Source organism: Yersinia sp. IP36721, from assembly GCF_003634395.1.
Classification (GTDB): domain Bacteria; phylum Pseudomonadota; class Gammaproteobacteria; order Enterobacterales; family Enterobacteriaceae; genus Yersinia; species Yersinia entomophaga.
On sequence record NZ_QCZL01000027.1, the window covers coordinates 1 to 16,133 of the forward strand.

Below are 16,133 nucleotides of genomic sequence, written 5' to 3' on the forward strand. Positions count from 1 at the left end.
AGTGGAGGCGCATTATAGGGAGTTCCTGACAGGCTGCAACCCCTAATTTCAAATAATTTTCCAACCGGCTTTTTTTTAGGCAAAACTCCATTAAATTGCGAGTTTTTTCAGCATTGGAAAGCCATAACCCTGTAAAACGGGCAATAAAGCATCAGTATCCGCATCTAACGCCATGCAATAAGCCACATTATCTTCCTGAGTAGAAATGACATTCTCTTGTGAAGAAATCAGCCAGGCAGTTCTGCGGGCAATCGCAGCACCGGAATCAACCATTCGCGTCCCCTCTGGCAACACCTGCGCCAGCTCTTCAGCTAATAGAGGGAAATGAGTACAGCCTAATACCACGGTGTCCGGCGGCTCACGCATACTCAGCCACGGATTAAGGATTTTCTTTAATGCAGAAAGAGGCACTTCCCCACCGTGTAATTTGGTTTCCGCCAGTTCCACCAGCTCAGATGAACCCAACAGCTCGATTTTGCAATCAGTCGCAAAGCGCGCGATCAGATCCAGAGTATATGAACGGTGCACAGTTGCCCGAGTTGCCAATAGCCCAACGACACCATTGCGGGTTAACCGCGCCGCAGGCTTGATTGCGGGTACGACACCAACAACAGGGAAAGAGAAGCGCTCACGTAAAGCTGGGAGGGAAACGGTGCTGGCGGTATTACAGGCGATGACGACAATGGCAAGGGGATGTTGTTGCTGAACCGCAGTGACGATCTCTACTACACGCTCGACAATAAACTCTTCGGACTTCTCTCCATAAGGAAAGGCGACGTTATCGAAAGCATATATATAGTGAAGATCCGGCAGAAGCTGCCGAATCTCTTGGTACACAGACAGCCCGCCGACGCCGGAATCAAAAATCAGCGCCGTCGGACGAATGGAAGTGTCTGCCTTAGAAGTTATAGCTTCCAGTGAAGTAGTATTCGCGTCCTGGGGTTTGGTAGCCATAAACCGTCTCATAATCTTTATCAAACAGGTTGGCGATTCTACCACGAACCGTAAGATGAGAGGTGACTGGATATGACACAGCAAGATCCCACAGGCTTACACCACCGAGTTTTACCGTTCTTTCAGGGTAAACACTGTAGTCTTTGTCATAACGCTGCCCAAGATACTGATAGGTTATAGACCAATCCAAATCAGCAACTTGCCAGTCCAACTGGTATTTAATCTGTTGTTTAGCACGACGAGTCAGAACTTCATTAGTTTCCGCATTGCGTGGATCCAGATATTCCAAAGTAAGCTGATGCGATAACGGTCCGGTATCGAATGAACCTGTCCATTCCACGCCCTTAATGGTGGCTTGATTGACGTTGAAATAGCTACTGGTCAGATTGCTGTAATCAATAAGTTGTTCAATATCATTACGGTAAGCGGACAAGCGCCAGTTTAACGCCCCGGTCAGCCCTTCGATACCCCCTTCCCATTGCTTGCTTTCTTCTGGCTTGAGATTGGCATTACCACCGAAAGCACTATATAGCTGCATCAGGTTAGGGGCTTTATAGGCCGTTCCATAGGAACCGATAAGCCGATAGCCCTCAACAAACTCCCAACCAGCACTGGTTTGCCATGTGGAATGCCAGCCAAATTGGGAATTATCGTCGCTTCGCACTGAGCCTTCCAAGGTAACATCACTAACTTGCTGCTGCCCTGTCAGATAAATACCGGTATTACGCTGTGTAAAATCAGAGGTGGTATTCGAATTGCTACTCTTACGCTCGGTTTTCTGCTCCTGCCAATCAGCTCCAGCGGCGATCGTGCCATTCGCCACCTGGAAAGTATTACCCCACTGTAGGTTATATTGCTCAGCATCGTCTAAAGAGGCGGTAATATCATGGGGGCCAAAGAGTGGGCTGTAATTATAATCTTTGGTGCGGTTATAGCTGGCTATCAGCTGAGAGGCATAAATACCGTTTTTATAGCGTAGCCCCGTATCATAGGTGCGACTAGACAATTTACGCGTATCTATCAGTGCTAATGGGTTACTGAAATTAGCATAGCCGTCATAGTCACTGCGGTTATCGAAACCGTATACACGGGCAAAACCATTAAACTGCTCGTTAAATTGATGCTCTAATCCTGCCCACAGCATTTTTCCCATAAAACCATCGCGGTCAGGCTGACGTGGGCCACCAGCTTCCGGCATCCCCGCTACAATGTCATATCCTTTGGTGTAGGTATAATTACCAGCCAAAGTGATTGTAGTGTCTTCACCCAACTTTTGCTGTGTTGAACCATCGTAGGTTTGATAACCGTGAGAACCCAGCCCTGCAGATAAAGTTGTGCCCGGGTTCTCACGCGCGGTAAGAATGTTAACAACCCCGCCAATCGCATCAGAGCCATATACCGCAGAGCGTGGCCCACGAATATATTCAATACGTTGTACCAACGAAATCGGAATTTGGCTGAGATCCGATGCGCCAGTGATCCCGGCCTGATTTAATCGAACACCGTCGATCAAAACCAGCACATGCCGGGATTCGGTGCCACGGATAAACAACGAGCTACGCTGCCCCATACCACCGTCTTGCGCAATATCAACACCCGGTAAACGGCGTAAAACATCATTAATACTGGTCGCCTGCCAGCGCACAATATCCTCACGGGTTACGATATTCATTGGCGCTAATACGCTGGATATTGGCTGAGGGAAGCGGTTTGCAGTGACCACCATTTGGTCTCTAGTGTCAGAAGAGGTGTTGGAACTGTCTTGCGCCCAGCCAGAAAAGGCTGTCACAGATAGAGCCGTGAACAGCGTATATTTTTTAATTGTCATGAAAAGCATCCAAACTTAATTGGCGGATGCCGCAGAACCATGGCCGGTAGCACGCGACGGCCACAAATATTGCGACGTAATACCGGCAGGTTTTCGGGCTTGGGATTTATTGCCTCAACCTCCTTATTAAAGTGCGAACTCTTAATAGATGAGGTAAAGCAATACCGGGCGATGACTTCCCATCCGCTATGGACAGTGTCTGTTAATAAACTATCGCCGTGACTTCCCCTTACCGCTGCGCGTCAGCTCTGGATTCACACCAGATTCCCATTTCACTCTCAGCTGGAGGCCGGACGGCAATGCTACGATCAACATAAATAGATGTCTAGACTGCTATGATTGTAACGAGGAATAAACACGACAAAACTGGACTTCATAGTCACATCCCCTACAATCCCGCAGGAATAACCATCCTTTTTACTGCCAGACGAGACGAAACATGACCCCCGACATCCTGCCTACTGAAAATTACGATCACCAATTGGCGGAGAAAATTGCCTCTCTCAAAGAGATGATGTCGCCGTTCAAGGCACCTGAACCGGAGGTTTTTCGTTCTCCGGCAGAACATTACCGTATGAGAGCCGAGTTTCGCGTTTGGCATGATGAAGATGAGCTGTACCACATCATGTTTGATCAGCACACCAAGCAGCGTATTCGCGTTGAACAATTCCCTGTCGCCAGCGTACTGATCAACCGTCTGATGAGCGCGCTAATGACCGCTATCCGCGCGCAGCCTATTTTGCGTCGCAAACTGTTCCAGATTGATTACCTATCAACACGCAGCGGCAAAATCATTGCTTCTTTACTGTATCACCGTCAATTGGACGAAGAATGGCAACAGCACGCCATGGCATTGCGGGATCAGCTGCGTGCTGAAGGCTTTGATTTACAATTGATTGGTCGCGCCGCTAAAACCAAAATCATGTTAGATCATGACTATGTCGATGAAATTCTACCGGTCGCTGGCCGCGATATGATTTATCGTCAGGTAGAAAACAGCTTTACCCAACCAAACGCCGCGGTAAATATTCACATGCTGGAGTGGGCGCTGGACGTCACTCAAGGTGCTAGCGGCGATCTGTTAGAGCTGTATTGCGGTAACGGTAATTTCTCTTTGGCATTGGCGCGAAATTTTGATCGGGTACTGGCTACCGAGATTGCTAAACCTTCCGTTGCAGCGGCACAATTTAATATTGCGGCTAACCATATTGATAACGTGCAGATTATTCGTATGTCGGCGGAAGAGTTTACTCAGGCCATGCAGGGCGTACGTGAGTTCAATCGCCTGAAAGGTATTGATCTGAAAAGCTATAACTGCGAAACCATTTTTGTCGATCCTCCACGCAGTGGCCTGGATGACGAAACCATCAAGATGGTGCAAGAATATCCACGTATTCTCTATATTTCCTGTAACCCGGAAACGCTGCGAGCTAATCTAGAACAACTACAACACACTCATAAAATCAGTCGGCTGGCGCTATTCGACCAATTCCCTTATACCCATCATATGGAATGCGGTGTGTGGCTGGAAAAACGCGACTAATCAGACAGCAAAAAGGGCAACATAGCGTTGCCCTTCTGATTTCAGCCTAATGGATTCCCACTCAATATTTCATGCCATAAGCGGGTATATCACTGTGATTCTGTTGCTGCTGCTTTACGCGCCTTCAGTTTGAAGAAAATCCAGAATACCAATATCACACACAGGATAGACGGCAAAAAATTCGAGCCTATCTGCGGATACTCGACCCGAATAATGGCACTGTAGGCCAGAATACCCAGCAGGAAACACGCCGAAGCCAGTTTAGGCAGCCCCAACGGCATTGGGTAGTTAAGATAACGCTGATGCAGACAGTAAACGGCCAGAACCAAAGCCAGCAACGGGAATAGCGAAAAAGAAACGAATGAGCTAAACAATGCGGCAAAAGAACCGTTTACTGCAAGCCCGGCAATCAACGCCAATATAAGGGTGCCATTTTCACGGCGAGGTTGTTCCATCATCTTCTTCCTTACTTTACTTTTCTTCAACACGGGATACAGCAAGCCTTTCCTGTTCACGGCGATACCAATAATAAGCGCCCTTGGAAATCATCCGTAACTGCAAGACTAACCGCTCCTCTAACTGTCGCCGTTGTTCAATATCAACGTCCAGCACTTCCGCACCGGCACTGAACACAATTGTGACCATGGCCTCAGCCTGCGCTTCGGTGAAGCTGCGCGGCATATGATTTTCCAATTCGAGATAGTCGGCCAGTTCTGCAATAAAATGCTGAATTTCGCGGGCTACAGCGGCACGGAAAGCCGCCGAGGTACCGGAACGCTCCCGTAGTAGCAAACGGAAGGCATTCGGATTGTTTCCAATAAACTCCATAAAGGTTGAGACCGAGGTGCGGATAACGCTACCGCCTTTGGCTATGCGTTGGCGAGCCTGGCGCATCAGTTGACGCAACATCAGGCCACTTTCATCCACCATAGTCAGGCCCAGTTCATCTACATCGCGGAAGTGGCGGTAAAATGAAGTAGGCGCAATACCGGCTTCGCGGGAAACTTCCCGCAGACTCAAGCTAGCGAAACTCCGCTCCGCACTCAGTTGGCTGAACGCCGCTTCGATCAGGGAACGACGCGTTCGCTCTTTTTGTTGTGCTCTGACGCCCATAATCGTACCCAAAAGATATCCATTTTCTTTAGCTAAGCCATATAGTAAGCAATATACCAAACTTTATAGTAACAACGACTATACAAACACATCATCCTTATCCGCGTAAGAACGAATTTACAGCAGGAGCCAAAGCCAACTGCCTAATGATGATTGGGTTATTTATAGGATGATGTTAATGTATCGTTGTAATTTTGTATAAAAATAGGTCTCTCCTACATGCAACAGCACTTCCATTTTGATGCCATCGTTATTGGCTCGGGCCCTGGCGGTGAAGGTGCCGCTATGGGATTGGTGAAACAAGGGGCTCGCGTTGCCGTGATTGAACGGTATAACAATGTGGGCGGTGGATGTACCCACTGGGGTACCATTCCTTCCAAAGCCCTGCGCCATGCCGTTAGCCGTATTATTGAATTCAACCAGAACCCACTTTACAGCGACAACTCGCGTGCCATCAGCTCCTCTTTCTCCGATATTTTGCGCCACGCCGATCGGGTCATTAACCAGCAAACCCGCATGCGACAAGGTTTTTACGATCGTAACCATTGTCAGATGTTTTCCGGTGATGCCAGCTTTGTCGACGCCAAAACCCTTAACGTACGTTACGCCGACGGCACGTCCGATCGCCTGACGGCCGATAACATCGTTATCGCGACCGGTTCGCGGCCTTATCGCCCGGAGAACGTTGATTTTACCCACGAGCGTATTTACGACAGCGACACTATTTTGCAGCTCAGCCACGAGCCACAGCACGTCATTATTTACGGTGCGGGAGTGATTGGCTGTGAATATGCATCGATCTTCCGGGGATTGAGCGTCAAAGTTGATTTAATCAACACCCGTGATCGTCTGCTGGCATTTCTCGATCAGGAAATGTCCGATGCGCTCTCCTATCACTTCTGGAATAACGGCGTGGTTATCCGCCACAACGAAGAGTTTGAGCAGATTGAAGGCACTCCTGATGGCGTTATCGTCCACCTGAAGTCCGGCAAGAAAGTGAAAGCCGATTGCCTGCTGTATGCCAACGGGCGTACCGGCAACACCAGCGGACTCGGTTTGGAAAATATCGGTCTGGAAGCGGACAGTCGTGGTCTGCTGAAGGTCAATAGCATGTACCAAACCGCGTTGCCTCATGTCTATGCCGTAGGAGATGTGATTGGCTATCCAAGTCTGGCATCCGCCGCTTACGATCAGGGCCGAATTGCTGCGCAGGCCATGATTCAAGGGGAAGCGCAGGTTCATCTGATTGATGATATTCCTACCGGAATTTATACCATTCCTGAAATCAGCTCCGTCGGGAAAACTGAGCAGGAACTGACAGCGATGAAAGTGCCTTATGAAGTTGGCCGGGCGCAGTTTAAGCATTTGGCTCGGGCGCAGATCGTCGGTATGGATGTTGGTAGCCTGAAAATTTTATTCCATCGGGAAACCAAACAGATTTTGGGTATTCATTGCTTTGGCGAACGCGCCGCAGAGATTATTCATATCGGTCAGGCCATTATGGAACAAAAAGGTGAAGGTAATACCCTGGAGTATTTCGTGAATACTACCTTCAACTATCCAACCATGGCCGAAGCCTATCGCGTTGCGGCTCTCAATGGCTTAAACCGCCTGTTCTAACGGCGCGCTCATGCGAATTTGCATGTGATCGCGTATCGCCTCGGCTAGTTGCTCATAGCGGCCACGCAATGGGGAGCCGGGGCGATAAACCAGAGCAATAGTGCGCTTCGGCTCCGGTTTGTAGCATTCCAGATAGCAGACACCGTCGCGCTCTTTTTCTTTTGGTACCGCCAGTGATGGCAATAAGGTGATGCCGCTGCCCGCCGCGACCATATTGCGCAGAGTTTCTAAACTGGTCGCGCGAAAATGGGTATCTTCCTCAGCACCCGCCTGGAAGCAAAAACCCATTGCCTGATCGCGCAAGCAGTGACCATCTTCCAGCATCAATAATTTTTCTCCTGCTAATTCATGCATTTGCACGCGGTCACGCTTCGCCCATGGATGGTCGGAATAAACCGCCAGATTCATTGGCTCATCAAATAACGGCACTTCGATAAAAGCTTCGGTCTCTTTGACCAACGCTAAAATAGCGCAATCCAGTTTACCGCTGTCCAGCTGTGCCAACAGATTATGAGTCTGCGCCTCGTGTAGATACATCTCCAGCTTTGGAAAAGCCTGATGCAGCATCGGAATAATTTGAGGTAATAAATATGGCCCGACAGTGGGAATCAAACCAATATGTAGCGGCCCGGACATACTCTCGCCCTGCAAACTGGCCATCTCTTTGAGCACTTTTACTTCCCGCAATACGGTTCTGGCCTGATCCACCAACAGCAAGCCAGCCTGGGTAAACAGCACCTTACGGCTGGTTCGCTCCAGCAGCATCACACCCAGTTCATCTTCCAACTTACGAATCTGGCCGCTTAAGGTCGGCTGGCTGACATGGCAGGAATCCGCAGCACGTCGGAAATGACGAAACTCGGCCAAAGCCACCAGATACTCGAGATCGCGAATGTTCATCTGCTCTCCACTTTATGATAGTCAATAACGATAGGTAAGATAGCAACCAGTGATTAGATCTATCAAGAGATAAAGTAAATAATGTGTCTCAAGAAAGAAAAGCCTAACTAAATGAAAAATTATGTTTTCTAATTAAGGAGTTACACATGTTTACCAGCCAAGAAGGTAAAAAAGTCCCACAGGTTACTTTCCATACCCGTCAGGGCGACCAGTGGGTTGACGTAACGACTGATGACCTGTTTAAAGATAAAACCGTTATCGTATTTTCACTGCCGGGCGCGTTCACCCCGACCTGTTCTTCCAGCCATTTACCGCGCTACAACGAGTTATCCGGCGTGTTCAAACAGCATGGCGTAGACAGCATTCTGTGCATTTCGGTCAACGACACTTTCGTAATGAACGCCTGGAAAGCCGACCAACATGCCGAAAATATTACTTTCGTGCCAGACGGCAACGGTGAATTCACCAAAGGCATGAACATGCTGGTAGAGAAGGCCGACCTTGGCTTTGGCCCACGCTCATGGCGTTACTCCATGCTGGTACGCAACGGCGTGGTAGAAAAAATGTTCGTTGAACCAAACAAACCGGGCGATCCGTTTGAAGTGTCCGACGCTGACACCATGCTGAAATATTTAGCGCCAGAATACAAAGTGCAGGAATCCGTGGCTATTTTCACCAAACCGGGCTGCCCATTCTGTGCTAAAGCGAAACAAATGTTGCAGGATCGCGGTATACAATATGAAGAAATCGTACTGGGTAAAGACGCAACTACCGTGAGTCTGCGCGCCGTCAGCGGCCGTTCAACTGTACCGCAAGTGTTTATCGGTGGCCGTCATATTGGTGGCAGCGACGATTTAGAAACCTATCTGCCAGCCTGATTACATCAATAAAAAAGAAGCCAACGTGAAGTATTTTGGTAGGCCTCGGCCTACCCTTTTTTCCTGTTAGGAGCGGATATGAAAACCTTAAACGTAGATGTCGCCGTAATCGGTGGCGGCACCGCCGGTCTGGGCGCTTATCGCGCAGCTAAACTTTCCACCCCCAGCGTGGTAATGATTGAAGGCGGCGAATACGGCACAACCTGTGCCCGCGTAGGCTGTATGCCTTCCAAGTTATTGATTGCAGCCGCCGAAGCGGTGCATGAAATTGAAAAGGCGCCCGGCTTTGGGATCTATCCGCAGGGAAAAACGCTGATTAATGGACGCGAAGTCATGGATCGCGTGAAACGTGAACGTGACCGTTTCGTAGGCTTCGTATTGGAAGGTGTCGAGAGCATCCCTGCCGTGGATAAAATTCAGGGCTACGCTCGCTTTATTGATGACAACACCCTGCAAGTGGACGATCACACCCGTATCGTAGCGCAACGTATTGTTATCGCAACGGGTTCTCGTCCGAGCTGGCCTGCACCCTGGAACGATTTGGGCGATCGCCTTATCGTGAACGACGATGTATTCAGCTGGGATGACTTACCTGAATCCGTCGCCGTGTTCGGCCCTGGCGTGATTGGCCTCGAATTAGGCCAAGCCCTACACCGCTTGGGCGTAAAAGTAAAAATGTTTGGCGTGGGTGGAGCCGTTGGCCCGCTAACTGATAGCGTAGTACGCGAATACGCAGCCAACACGCTAGGCGATGAGTTCTATCTCGATCCTGATGTAAAAGTCGAATTGATTCAGCGAGAAGGCGATAAAGTCTTTATTCGCTATCAAAATCTGGATGGAGAAATGCAGGAAATCATGGTGGACTACGTATTGGCCGCCACCGGTCGCCGTCCGAACGTCGATAAATTAGGGCTGGAAAATACCAGTCTGGAGCTAGATGAGCGCGGTGTACCTAAAGCCGACCGATTAACCATGCAAACCAGCGTACCGCATATTTTTATCGCCGGCGATGCCAGTAATCAGCTTCCTTTATTACATGAAGCCAGCGATCAGGCACGCATTGCCGGTGCAAATGCCGGTAGTTTCCCGGAAGTGTTGCCCGGTTTACGCCGAAGCCCGATTTCCGTCGTATTTTCCGATCCGCAAATCGCAATGGTAGGTTCGACTTTCCGTCAATTGAGCCAGAAATTCAGCGTCTGCGGCTGTTTTGAAATCGGTGAAGTTTCTTTCGAGAATCAGGGGCGTTCACGAGTTATGCTGCGTAATAAAGGCATACTGCGGGTTTACGGCGAGCAGGGTACAGGGCGCTTCCTCGGAGCCGAAATGATAGGACCAAGCGCTGAGCATATTGCTCACTTGCTGGCTTGGGCACATCAGCAGCAAATGACCATCGACCAGATGCTGGATATGCCGTTCTATCACCCGGTGATTGAAGAGGGTTTACGTACCGCACTGCGTGACCTGCAATCCAAGCTGAAACTTGGAACCGACGAGGCAGAACGCTGCCTACGTTGTCCGGGCGAGTAATTCGCCTCTCTATTACCTTTCTCTCAGCAAAACCGGGGTCTTGCCCGGTTTTTGCTTTCTACATTCTTTTTCTCCGCGCCGAATTTAAATTATTTCTGCGGGACGCCTCCCTGAAAAGCTCCGCCCTGATTGCCCCGCTGCAAAAAATTCCCCACTGTACTTTTCTCACCGCGAATAACAGAGATGTACTTGAAACAGTATCAATAACAGTACTGCATTGGAATTGGAGGCGTAATGAAAGGCATGGAAAGCCGGATTGCTCGTATCAAAGCGAACCCATCGGGAGTGAAGTTCAGTGAACTGGCAAAAATTTGCAGTTATTACTTAGGACCACCTCGACACAACTCAGGCAATCATCATGTCTACAGCATGCCTTGGCAAGGCGACCCACGAATTAACATTCAACTCGGCAATAACGGAATGTCGAAGTTTTATCAAGTGAAACAAGTAATTACATCTCTAGGAAAGTTAGAGGAGATGATCCATGGTTAATATTGAACACTACACCTACCGCATTACCTGGTCGGCAGAGGACGCGGAATTTATTGGTTTATGCGCCGAATTCCCCAGCGTGTCATGGTTAGCGCCTACCAGAGTACAGGCGCTGGATGGAATAACGGTAGTAGTGGCAGATATTCTGGCCAAAATGGTTCGCTCCGGTGAAACACCGCCGATACCGTTATCAGAGAAGCACTTCAGCGGGAAATTAGTGCTGCGTATGCCTCCCGACCAACATCGGCGTTTAGCCATCAATGCGACAGGAGAAGGGATTAGCTTAAATCGTTATTTATGCTCACGTTTGGCCTGTTAGTCACAGAAATCGTCTCGTTAGAGTCTGCTCGCCAATGGGCTTGCTGTGTGCAACAAAACTAACCGACTGAGCTTGTATTCGCAAAGCTGGAAACTCGTTTAGGCAGTTGGTGAATGCGTGATGAGCGCCGAAAGTACATATTTATCTGGCGGCTTCGGCTCTCTGTTTTATCTCGAAATCTACCGGCAGCGAGATAATCACCTGCCCACCAGATAACAATTCAGTCGGCGGAAAAGGTAGGGGCTGGGCACGTTTTAAAATAGCTAATGCCTCACGATCTAATAAAAGAGTGCCGCTGCTACTGGTCAAAGTAGCGGATAGCACTCGCCCTTTGCTATCAACGATAAATTTAACGATCGCGGTGCCCTGCCGCTTTTGCTTTCTGGCTCCGGGAGGGTAGCGCTTGAAGTTAGCTAAATGGCTTTGTAAAACGCCAGCCCAGTTTGCTCGTGCCTGAACATGTTGTAATGAGTGACTATTATTAGGTGCCGATACGCGCTGGGCTGTCCCTGATAACGGCGAACTCTTGCTCATCACAGTCGACAGTCTTTCATTATTTTCTTGATTTATAACGGTTTTAGATTTAAGCGCGTTAGCCTTTTCACTTGGCTTTTTTGCTATTTTCGGTTTTAGTTTCAAGGCGGGTAATACGGAATCAAGGGAAGGCTCTTCTGCCAAAAAGTTATTATTTTCAATATGTTGTTCTGTCTGCGATTCACCGACGGGTAAAGTTGGCTCTTGTTCAACGCCTACCTGAATTTTTTCAAGGCTTGGTGCAAATTCTGCTTCCGCTGACAGCGTTAGCACTACGGCGGACAGGGAATCTGGCGGTAACGGAGAAACAGATCGCTCTGCCAAAAACCACAGCCCGGTCAAATGCAACGCAAAAGATAACAACCCGCCGCACCACAAAGATATCGCCGAGGAGCCACGACAAACTGAAGAGTGAGTATTTTCCACGGATAAAATCATCACATTCCTTTGTTATTCAATTAATAGCGTAACTTTCATTAGGTAAGAGCAGCCGTTTACTCTTCTGCCAACGCGGCATACAGACGATCGGCCAAGGGTTTCAGTAAATAGCTCAGTAGTGAACGCTCTCCGGTGCGAATAAAAATATCGACGGACATACCTGACTGGATTTTTTCTGTGTGAGTTTGCTGTGCTTCATCCGTATTGATCGACACAGTTAATGGATAATAGGGCTGTAAGCTGCTTGGGTTATTCAATCGGTCAGCGCCTATATGCAGAACGCTTCCCTGCAATCGAGGAGAATGGCTTTGGTTGAAAGCGGAAAAAATAAGTTCTACAGGTAAATCTACCGCAACTTTATCGATCAATTCGATGGGTAGCTGAGCTTCAATCAACAGTGGGCGCCCGCTAGGAACAATTTCCATCAGTTGCTGCCCAAAGCCGATAACGCCCCCCACGGTGTGCTGTGCCAAGGCGATAATGATGCCGCTTTCTGGTGCATAAATGCGCATATTGGCCAGATCATATTCCGCTACGCGAATTTGCTGATCTAAATCCTGCAACCGTCGCTGAGTTTTAGCTAACTGCTCATGAATATCTGCCTGATATTGCTCAACCTGCTGTAATAATCGTTGCTCATTCGCCTTAATTTGCTGACAAGTTTCACTAATATGGCCACGGTGCTGATCCACCAAAGCCTTCAATGCAATAGCCTGGCTTTCCATATCAAGCTGGTGTTTAAGCGCCACATAGCCGCTTTTTGCCAGCGTACGCACACCTTTTAACTGTTGCTGAATTAAATCGGACTGAAGTTGGTTATTTGCTCGTTGTCTATGCAACCCGGCATGGCGAGCGCGTAAAAGAGCTATTTCCGCTGACAAACGCGCTATTTCCGCTTGTTGAGCCTGATATCGGTGGTAGAAAAGTTGCTGTTGTAAAACCATGAGCTCAGCAATATGGGGCTTCTCACGCTGCGTTAATAATGCGACTGGAAAGCGGATCTCCGCCTCATGATTTTTCTCAGCAATTAAACGCGCCTCTAGCGAGAGTAAGGAAAAATACTGCTGCTGTAGATTATCTCGCTGACTCCGTTCCGTTGTATCATCCAGCGAAATCAGCAATTGTCCCTTTTCTACCCATTTACCTTCGGCAATATGTAGCTGACTGATTCGCCCGCTTTGCGAAGACTGAACCACCTTTCTATTTTCTGTGACCACCACAACTCCGGCGACAGCGACGCCTTTATCTAGTGGCGCAAAACCGGCCCAAATAAAAAAACCAATAAACCAAATCAACACCAGCAGCCCGCCAATATAAAGATAGCGTCCGCTATTAATTTGCAGCGGTTCCTGAGCGGTGGCAAACGGCATGATTTCGCCCCTTTCCGTGGCTTTTGGATTAGTCACCTTGTGATGTTCTCCCGGCGGGAACAAACCGATAATTCGCCACGTTACCCCAGACATTTTTTTTATCTGCTTTTCGCGTCGAAGCGATATTATCTTTGGCGTAAAAACTGCTGAGCACTGCCGCAGTGCGATCAAACAGCTGTTGTTGCCCGTTTTTTAGAAGCAATAAAAAATCACTGCCAGACAATAATTCAGGCTTATGAGTGATCATAACCACCGTACTACCCTGCCGTTTTAGCTGTTCAATGCTCGCTAATAACGCCTTTTCTCCGCCTTCATCTAGGCTGGCATTCGGTTCATCCAACACAATCAGCCGCGGCATCCCGTACATAGCCCGCGCCAGCGCAATTCTCTGGCTCTGTCCTCCGGACAGTCCTTCCCCACCATCACCCAGCTGAGTGTCATAACCCTTTGGCAAATGTAGAATCAAATCATGCACATCCGCCATCTTTGCAGCAGCCACAATCTGGGATGAATCCAGCACGCCAAAACGAGCAATATTTTCAGCCACCGACCCTTGGAATAACTGCACATCTTGTGGCAGATAGCCGATGAATTTTCCCAGTAAGGATTTGTTCCAATGAGAAATTTCTGCTCCATCTAGTCGTATTGATCCACTGAATGCTGTCTGACTAGCAACCAGTAACCTCGCCAGCGTGGATTTACCGCTTCCTGATGGCCCCAAAACGCCAAGAACCTCCCCCGGTTGCAGGGTAAAATTGACGGAATGCAGGATAGGAACCGAAGTGCCAGCTCGGCAGGCGAGTAATTGAGTGACGGTTAACTGACCCAGAGGGTCAGGCAAAACTATCTCTGTCGTCAATGAGGATTGCTGATTAGCCAGCAAATCAGTTAAACGCTGATAAGCCAGACGGGCATGGCTCCAGTGTTTCCAGACTGCAATCAATTGATCGATCGGCCCCAATACTCGCCCGATCAATATTGATCCCGCAATCATCACTCCAGCCGTAATTTCTCCTCGAATAACCAGCAATGATCCTAATCCCAGCATCATTGATTGCAGCGTTAACTTGCTGGACTTGGCTAACGCACTAATGCGGCTGCTTCTGTCACTGGCAATATTTTGCAGATAAAGGAAGCGGCAATGCTGAGTTAGCCATCGTTCCCGCAAAGCTTTTAGCATCCCCATCGCCGCGATGGTATCGGCATTACGTAAATGGGCGTTTGCCTGCAAAGTTGCCCGCGAAGTGATTTCAGAGGCCTGTTTTAATGGTTTTTTACATGCCCAGTGATTAGTGCAAGCCAGTAGAATCAGCACGCCTGCCCCAATGGTTGCCATCGCTCCAAGCCAAGGGTGCAGCAGATAAATCACCAATAAATAGAAGGGAAACCAGGGCGCATCAAAAATGGCAAACAACGCATTGCCGGTGGCGAACTGGCGTAGCGTCGTCAGATCGTTAAGTGCCTGCGCGGCCTGAATTTTGTTACCTTGCAAAATTGATTGGAAGGTCGAGTTAAACACCTGCTGATTCAACTGCATATCGGCTCTGGTGCCTAAACGAATAACGACGGCTCCTCTCACCCATTCTAATAAGCCAATCAAAGCAAAAGCGCCCAAAACTAATAAAGTCAGCATCAGTAACGTCATGGTGTTTGCTGAGGCCAAGACGCGCTCGTAGACCTGTAACATATATATTGCGGGAGCCAACATCAGCAAATTGATAATTGCGGTGAATATCCCTATTCCCCATAGACTGGTTTTATCACAGATTAAAACCGCTAAAATCGGAGGTAAGGTCGTTTGAGAGGTATTAGCTAATGGCATGGGTCCGTTTCCACACTGTAATCACACTTTTAATTCGCACCGCAGCTACCATTCCAAAAGAGCAGTACAACTCGTAAAAATGCTTGAACAATGTATATCAAAATCACCACCGCACCTTATTTCCCTATTGGCACGGCGGTGACATTTTCATTCAGTCAAAGGGGTATTTCCCAGCAGCGCTTTATCAGGCGGCTAACAACATTTCGTTGTACTCTGCCACACCAATTGCTTCGATAAATGGTGCGTCATCCATCACGTCGCCAGAATTATACTGGCTAGCTATAGATAACGTGTTGAAGGCGCTGTCAACATCCACCCCACTCGTTTTGAGAATTTCCAGCATCGGATCAGGGTCTCCTTTCATTAAACCGTATAACGTTTTGTGCAAATCGCTCTGATGATTTTGTTCCTCAGTGAGCGCAGGATCATATTGCCCAGTGATAGCCAGACCACTAAAGGTGACCTCCGTTTTTACGATGTGTCTTCCCCCGCCGACGCTAGGTTCTAGCCCTTCACCAAACTGCACCTCATCAATATTGCCATGGAGCGTATGCTGAGGATAAAAGGTGTAATGTAAGTTACCCTTCGCTATCAGGCTGGTTTCCGTATTATGCGAACTGCCAATAGTAAATTGATGGCCATTAAAACCATCCGATCCCCCGTAAAATTGCCCACGATCTTTAACCGGAGCCAGTTCGATATTACCGAACCCCGCAGCCCACGCTTTTAGGTAAGATGAAACACTAAATTCGGCAAATTCTTCTTGGTATTTAATTGTTATACTCATAAATAATT

Annotated in this window: 15 protein-coding genes and 1 riboswitch; of the genes, 6 read left to right on the top strand and 9 right to left on the bottom strand. The window is 48.5% G+C overall.

What is annotated here, in order from left to right; all coding sequences use genetic code 11:
- Positions 1-90: 90 nt before the first annotated feature.
- Both murI and btuB read right to left on the bottom strand, forming a co-directional pair.
- The gene (gene murI, locus DBA33_RS17220) at positions 91-954 is read right to left on the bottom strand and encodes a glutamate racemase (protein ID WP_064514496.1); all 864 of its coding nucleotides are present in this window, start codon (positions 952-954) and stop codon (positions 91-93) included.
- Entirely contained in the window at positions 899-2,782 is a 1,884-nt protein-coding gene (gene btuB / locus DBA33_RS17225; RefSeq protein ID WP_162975233.1) for a TonB-dependent vitamin B12 receptor BtuB, read from the bottom strand. The genes murI and btuB overlap by 56 nt, the downstream gene beginning before the upstream one ends.
- 66 nt (positions 2,783-2,848) lie before the next feature.
- Positions 2,849-3,091, bottom strand: a riboswitch (cobalamin riboswitch).
- Positions 3,092-3,221: 130 nt separating this feature from the next.
- On the opposite strand from btuB, the gene trmA reads away from it, so the two are divergent.
- Positions 3,222-4,325: a tRNA (uridine(54)-C5)-methyltransferase TrmA gene (gene trmA / locus DBA33_RS17230; protein WP_064514500.1), complete on the top strand. Its 1,104-nt coding sequence runs from the start codon at positions 3,222-3,224 to the stop codon at positions 4,323-4,325.
- Positions 4,326-4,414: 89 nt separating this feature from the next.
- Here trmA and DBA33_RS17235 read toward each other — a convergent pair whose 3' ends face one another.
- Together DBA33_RS17235 and fabR are read right to left on the bottom strand one after the other, a co-directional pair.
- The gene (locus DBA33_RS17235) at positions 4,415-4,780 is read right to left on the bottom strand and encodes a YijD family membrane protein (RefSeq protein WP_064514501.1); all 366 of its coding nucleotides are present in this window, start codon (positions 4,778-4,780) and stop codon (positions 4,415-4,417) included.
- 16 nt (positions 4,781-4,796) lie between these two features.
- A complete protein-coding gene (gene fabR, locus DBA33_RS17240) occupies positions 4,797-5,438 on the bottom strand; it encodes an HTH-type transcriptional repressor FabR (protein WP_049601644.1) in 642 nt (213 codons plus the stop codon).
- 219 nt (positions 5,439-5,657) lie between these two features.
- Here fabR and sthA point away from each other — a divergent pair, with 219 nt between their 5' ends.
- Positions 5,658-7,058, top strand: a complete 1,401-nt coding sequence (gene sthA, locus DBA33_RS17245; RefSeq protein ID WP_049601641.1) for a Si-specific NAD(P)(+) transhydrogenase — start codon at positions 5,658-5,660, stop codon at positions 7,056-7,058.
- On the opposite strand, the gene oxyR is transcribed toward sthA, so the two are convergent.
- The gene (gene oxyR, locus DBA33_RS17250) at positions 7,041-7,958 is read right to left on the bottom strand and encodes a DNA-binding transcriptional regulator OxyR (protein WP_064514503.1); all 918 of its coding nucleotides are present in this window, start codon (positions 7,956-7,958) and stop codon (positions 7,041-7,043) included. The genes sthA and oxyR overlap by 18 nt on opposite strands.
- A 146-nt stretch (positions 7,959-8,104) precedes the next feature.
- Between oxyR and DBA33_RS17255 the strand changes: the two genes are divergently transcribed.
- The 4 genes from DBA33_RS17255 to DBA33_RS17270 all read left to right on the top strand — a co-directional run bounded on the left by DBA33_RS17255 (position 8,105) and on the right by DBA33_RS17270 (position 11,174).
- Positions 8,105-8,836, top strand: a complete 732-nt coding sequence (locus DBA33_RS17255) for a glutathione peroxidase (protein ID WP_064514505.1) — start codon at positions 8,105-8,107, stop codon at positions 8,834-8,836.
- A 78-nt stretch (positions 8,837-8,914) separates the two neighbouring features.
- Positions 8,915-10,363, top strand: coding sequence for a dihydrolipoyl dehydrogenase (locus DBA33_RS17260; protein ID WP_120806881.1), 1,449 nt, complete (start codon positions 8,915-8,917; stop codon positions 10,361-10,363).
- 234 nt (positions 10,364-10,597) lie between these two features.
- The gene (locus DBA33_RS17265) at positions 10,598-10,855 is read left to right on the top strand and encodes a hypothetical protein (protein WP_064514509.1); all 258 of its coding nucleotides are present in this window, start codon (positions 10,598-10,600) and stop codon (positions 10,853-10,855) included.
- Positions 10,848-11,174 (top strand): toxin-antitoxin system HicB family antitoxin, encoded by a 327-nt coding sequence (locus DBA33_RS17270; RefSeq protein ID WP_064514513.1) that lies wholly within the window; start codon positions 10,848-10,850, stop codon positions 11,172-11,174. The genes DBA33_RS17265 and DBA33_RS17270 overlap by 8 nt, the downstream gene beginning before the upstream one ends.
- Before the next feature lie 141 nt (positions 11,175-11,315).
- Here DBA33_RS17270 and DBA33_RS17275 read toward each other — a convergent pair whose 3' ends face one another.
- The 4 genes from DBA33_RS17275 to DBA33_RS17290 form a co-directional block, all read right to left on the bottom strand.
- Positions 11,316-11,981 carry an energy transducer TonB gene (locus tag DBA33_RS17275; protein WP_158513760.1) on the bottom strand — a complete coding sequence of 222 codons (666 nt, stop codon included), beginning with the start codon at positions 11,979-11,981 and terminating at the stop codon, positions 11,316-11,318.
- A 221-nt stretch (positions 11,982-12,202) separates the two neighbouring features.
- A complete protein-coding gene (locus DBA33_RS17280) occupies positions 12,203-13,516 on the bottom strand; it encodes an HlyD family type I secretion periplasmic adaptor subunit (protein WP_064514517.1) in 1,314 nt (437 codons plus the stop codon).
- Between the two features lie 28 nt (positions 13,517-13,544).
- Positions 13,545-15,338 carry a type I secretion system permease/ATPase gene (locus tag DBA33_RS17285; RefSeq protein WP_064514519.1) on the bottom strand — a complete coding sequence of 598 codons (1,794 nt, stop codon included), beginning with the start codon at positions 15,336-15,338 and terminating at the stop codon, positions 13,545-13,547.
- Between the two features lie 184 nt (positions 15,339-15,522).
- On the bottom strand, positions 15,523-16,125 hold the full coding sequence (locus tag DBA33_RS17290; RefSeq protein ID WP_120806882.1) for a heme acquisition protein HasA: 603 nt from the start codon (positions 16,123-16,125) through the stop codon (positions 15,523-15,525).
- Positions 16,126-16,133 lie beyond the last annotated feature (8 nt).

Bases quoted from the DNA above. Each gene is read 5' to 3' on its own strand.
- sthA (WP_049601641.1), top strand. From the start codon at position 5,658: ATGCAACAGCACTTCCATTTTGATGCCATCGTTATTGGCTCGGGCCCT.
- DBA33_RS17270 (WP_064514513.1), top strand. From the start codon at position 10,848: ATGGTTAATATTGAACACTACACCTACCGCATTACCTGGTCGGCAGAG.
- murI (WP_064514496.1), bottom strand. From the start codon at position 954: ATGGCTACCAAACCCCAGGACGCGAATACTACTTCACTGGAAGCTATA.
- DBA33_RS17285 (WP_064514519.1), bottom strand. From the start codon at position 15,338: ATGCCATTAGCTAATACCTCTCAAACGACCTTACCTCCGATTTTAGCG.
- trmA (WP_064514500.1), top strand. From the start codon at position 3,222: ATGACCCCCGACATCCTGCCTACTGAAAATTACGATCACCAATTGGCG.
- DBA33_RS17235 (WP_064514501.1), bottom strand. From the start codon at position 4,780: ATGGAACAACCTCGCCGTGAAAATGGCACCCTTATATTGGCGTTGATT.
- DBA33_RS17260 (WP_120806881.1), top strand. From the start codon at position 8,915: ATGAAAACCTTAAACGTAGATGTCGCCGTAATCGGTGGCGGCACCGCC.
- oxyR (WP_064514503.1), bottom strand. From the start codon at position 7,958: ATGAACATTCGCGATCTCGAGTATCTGGTGGCTTTGGCCGAGTTTCGT.
- fabR (WP_049601644.1), bottom strand. From the start codon at position 5,438: ATGGGCGTCAGAGCACAACAAAAAGAGCGAACGCGTCGTTCCCTGATC.
- btuB (WP_162975233.1), bottom strand. From the start codon at position 2,782: ATGACAATTAAAAAATATACGCTGTTCACGGCTCTATCTGTGACAGCC.
- DBA33_RS17265 (WP_064514509.1), top strand. From the start codon at position 10,598: ATGAAAGGCATGGAAAGCCGGATTGCTCGTATCAAAGCGAACCCATCG.
- DBA33_RS17280 (WP_064514517.1), bottom strand. From the start codon at position 13,516: ATGCCGTTTGCCACCGCTCAGGAACCGCTGCAAATTAATAGCGGACGC.
- DBA33_RS17290 (WP_120806882.1), bottom strand. From the start codon at position 16,125: ATGAGTATAACAATTAAATACCAAGAAGAATTTGCCGAATTTAGTGTT.
- DBA33_RS17255 (WP_064514505.1), top strand. From the start codon at position 8,105: ATGTTTACCAGCCAAGAAGGTAAAAAAGTCCCACAGGTTACTTTCCAT.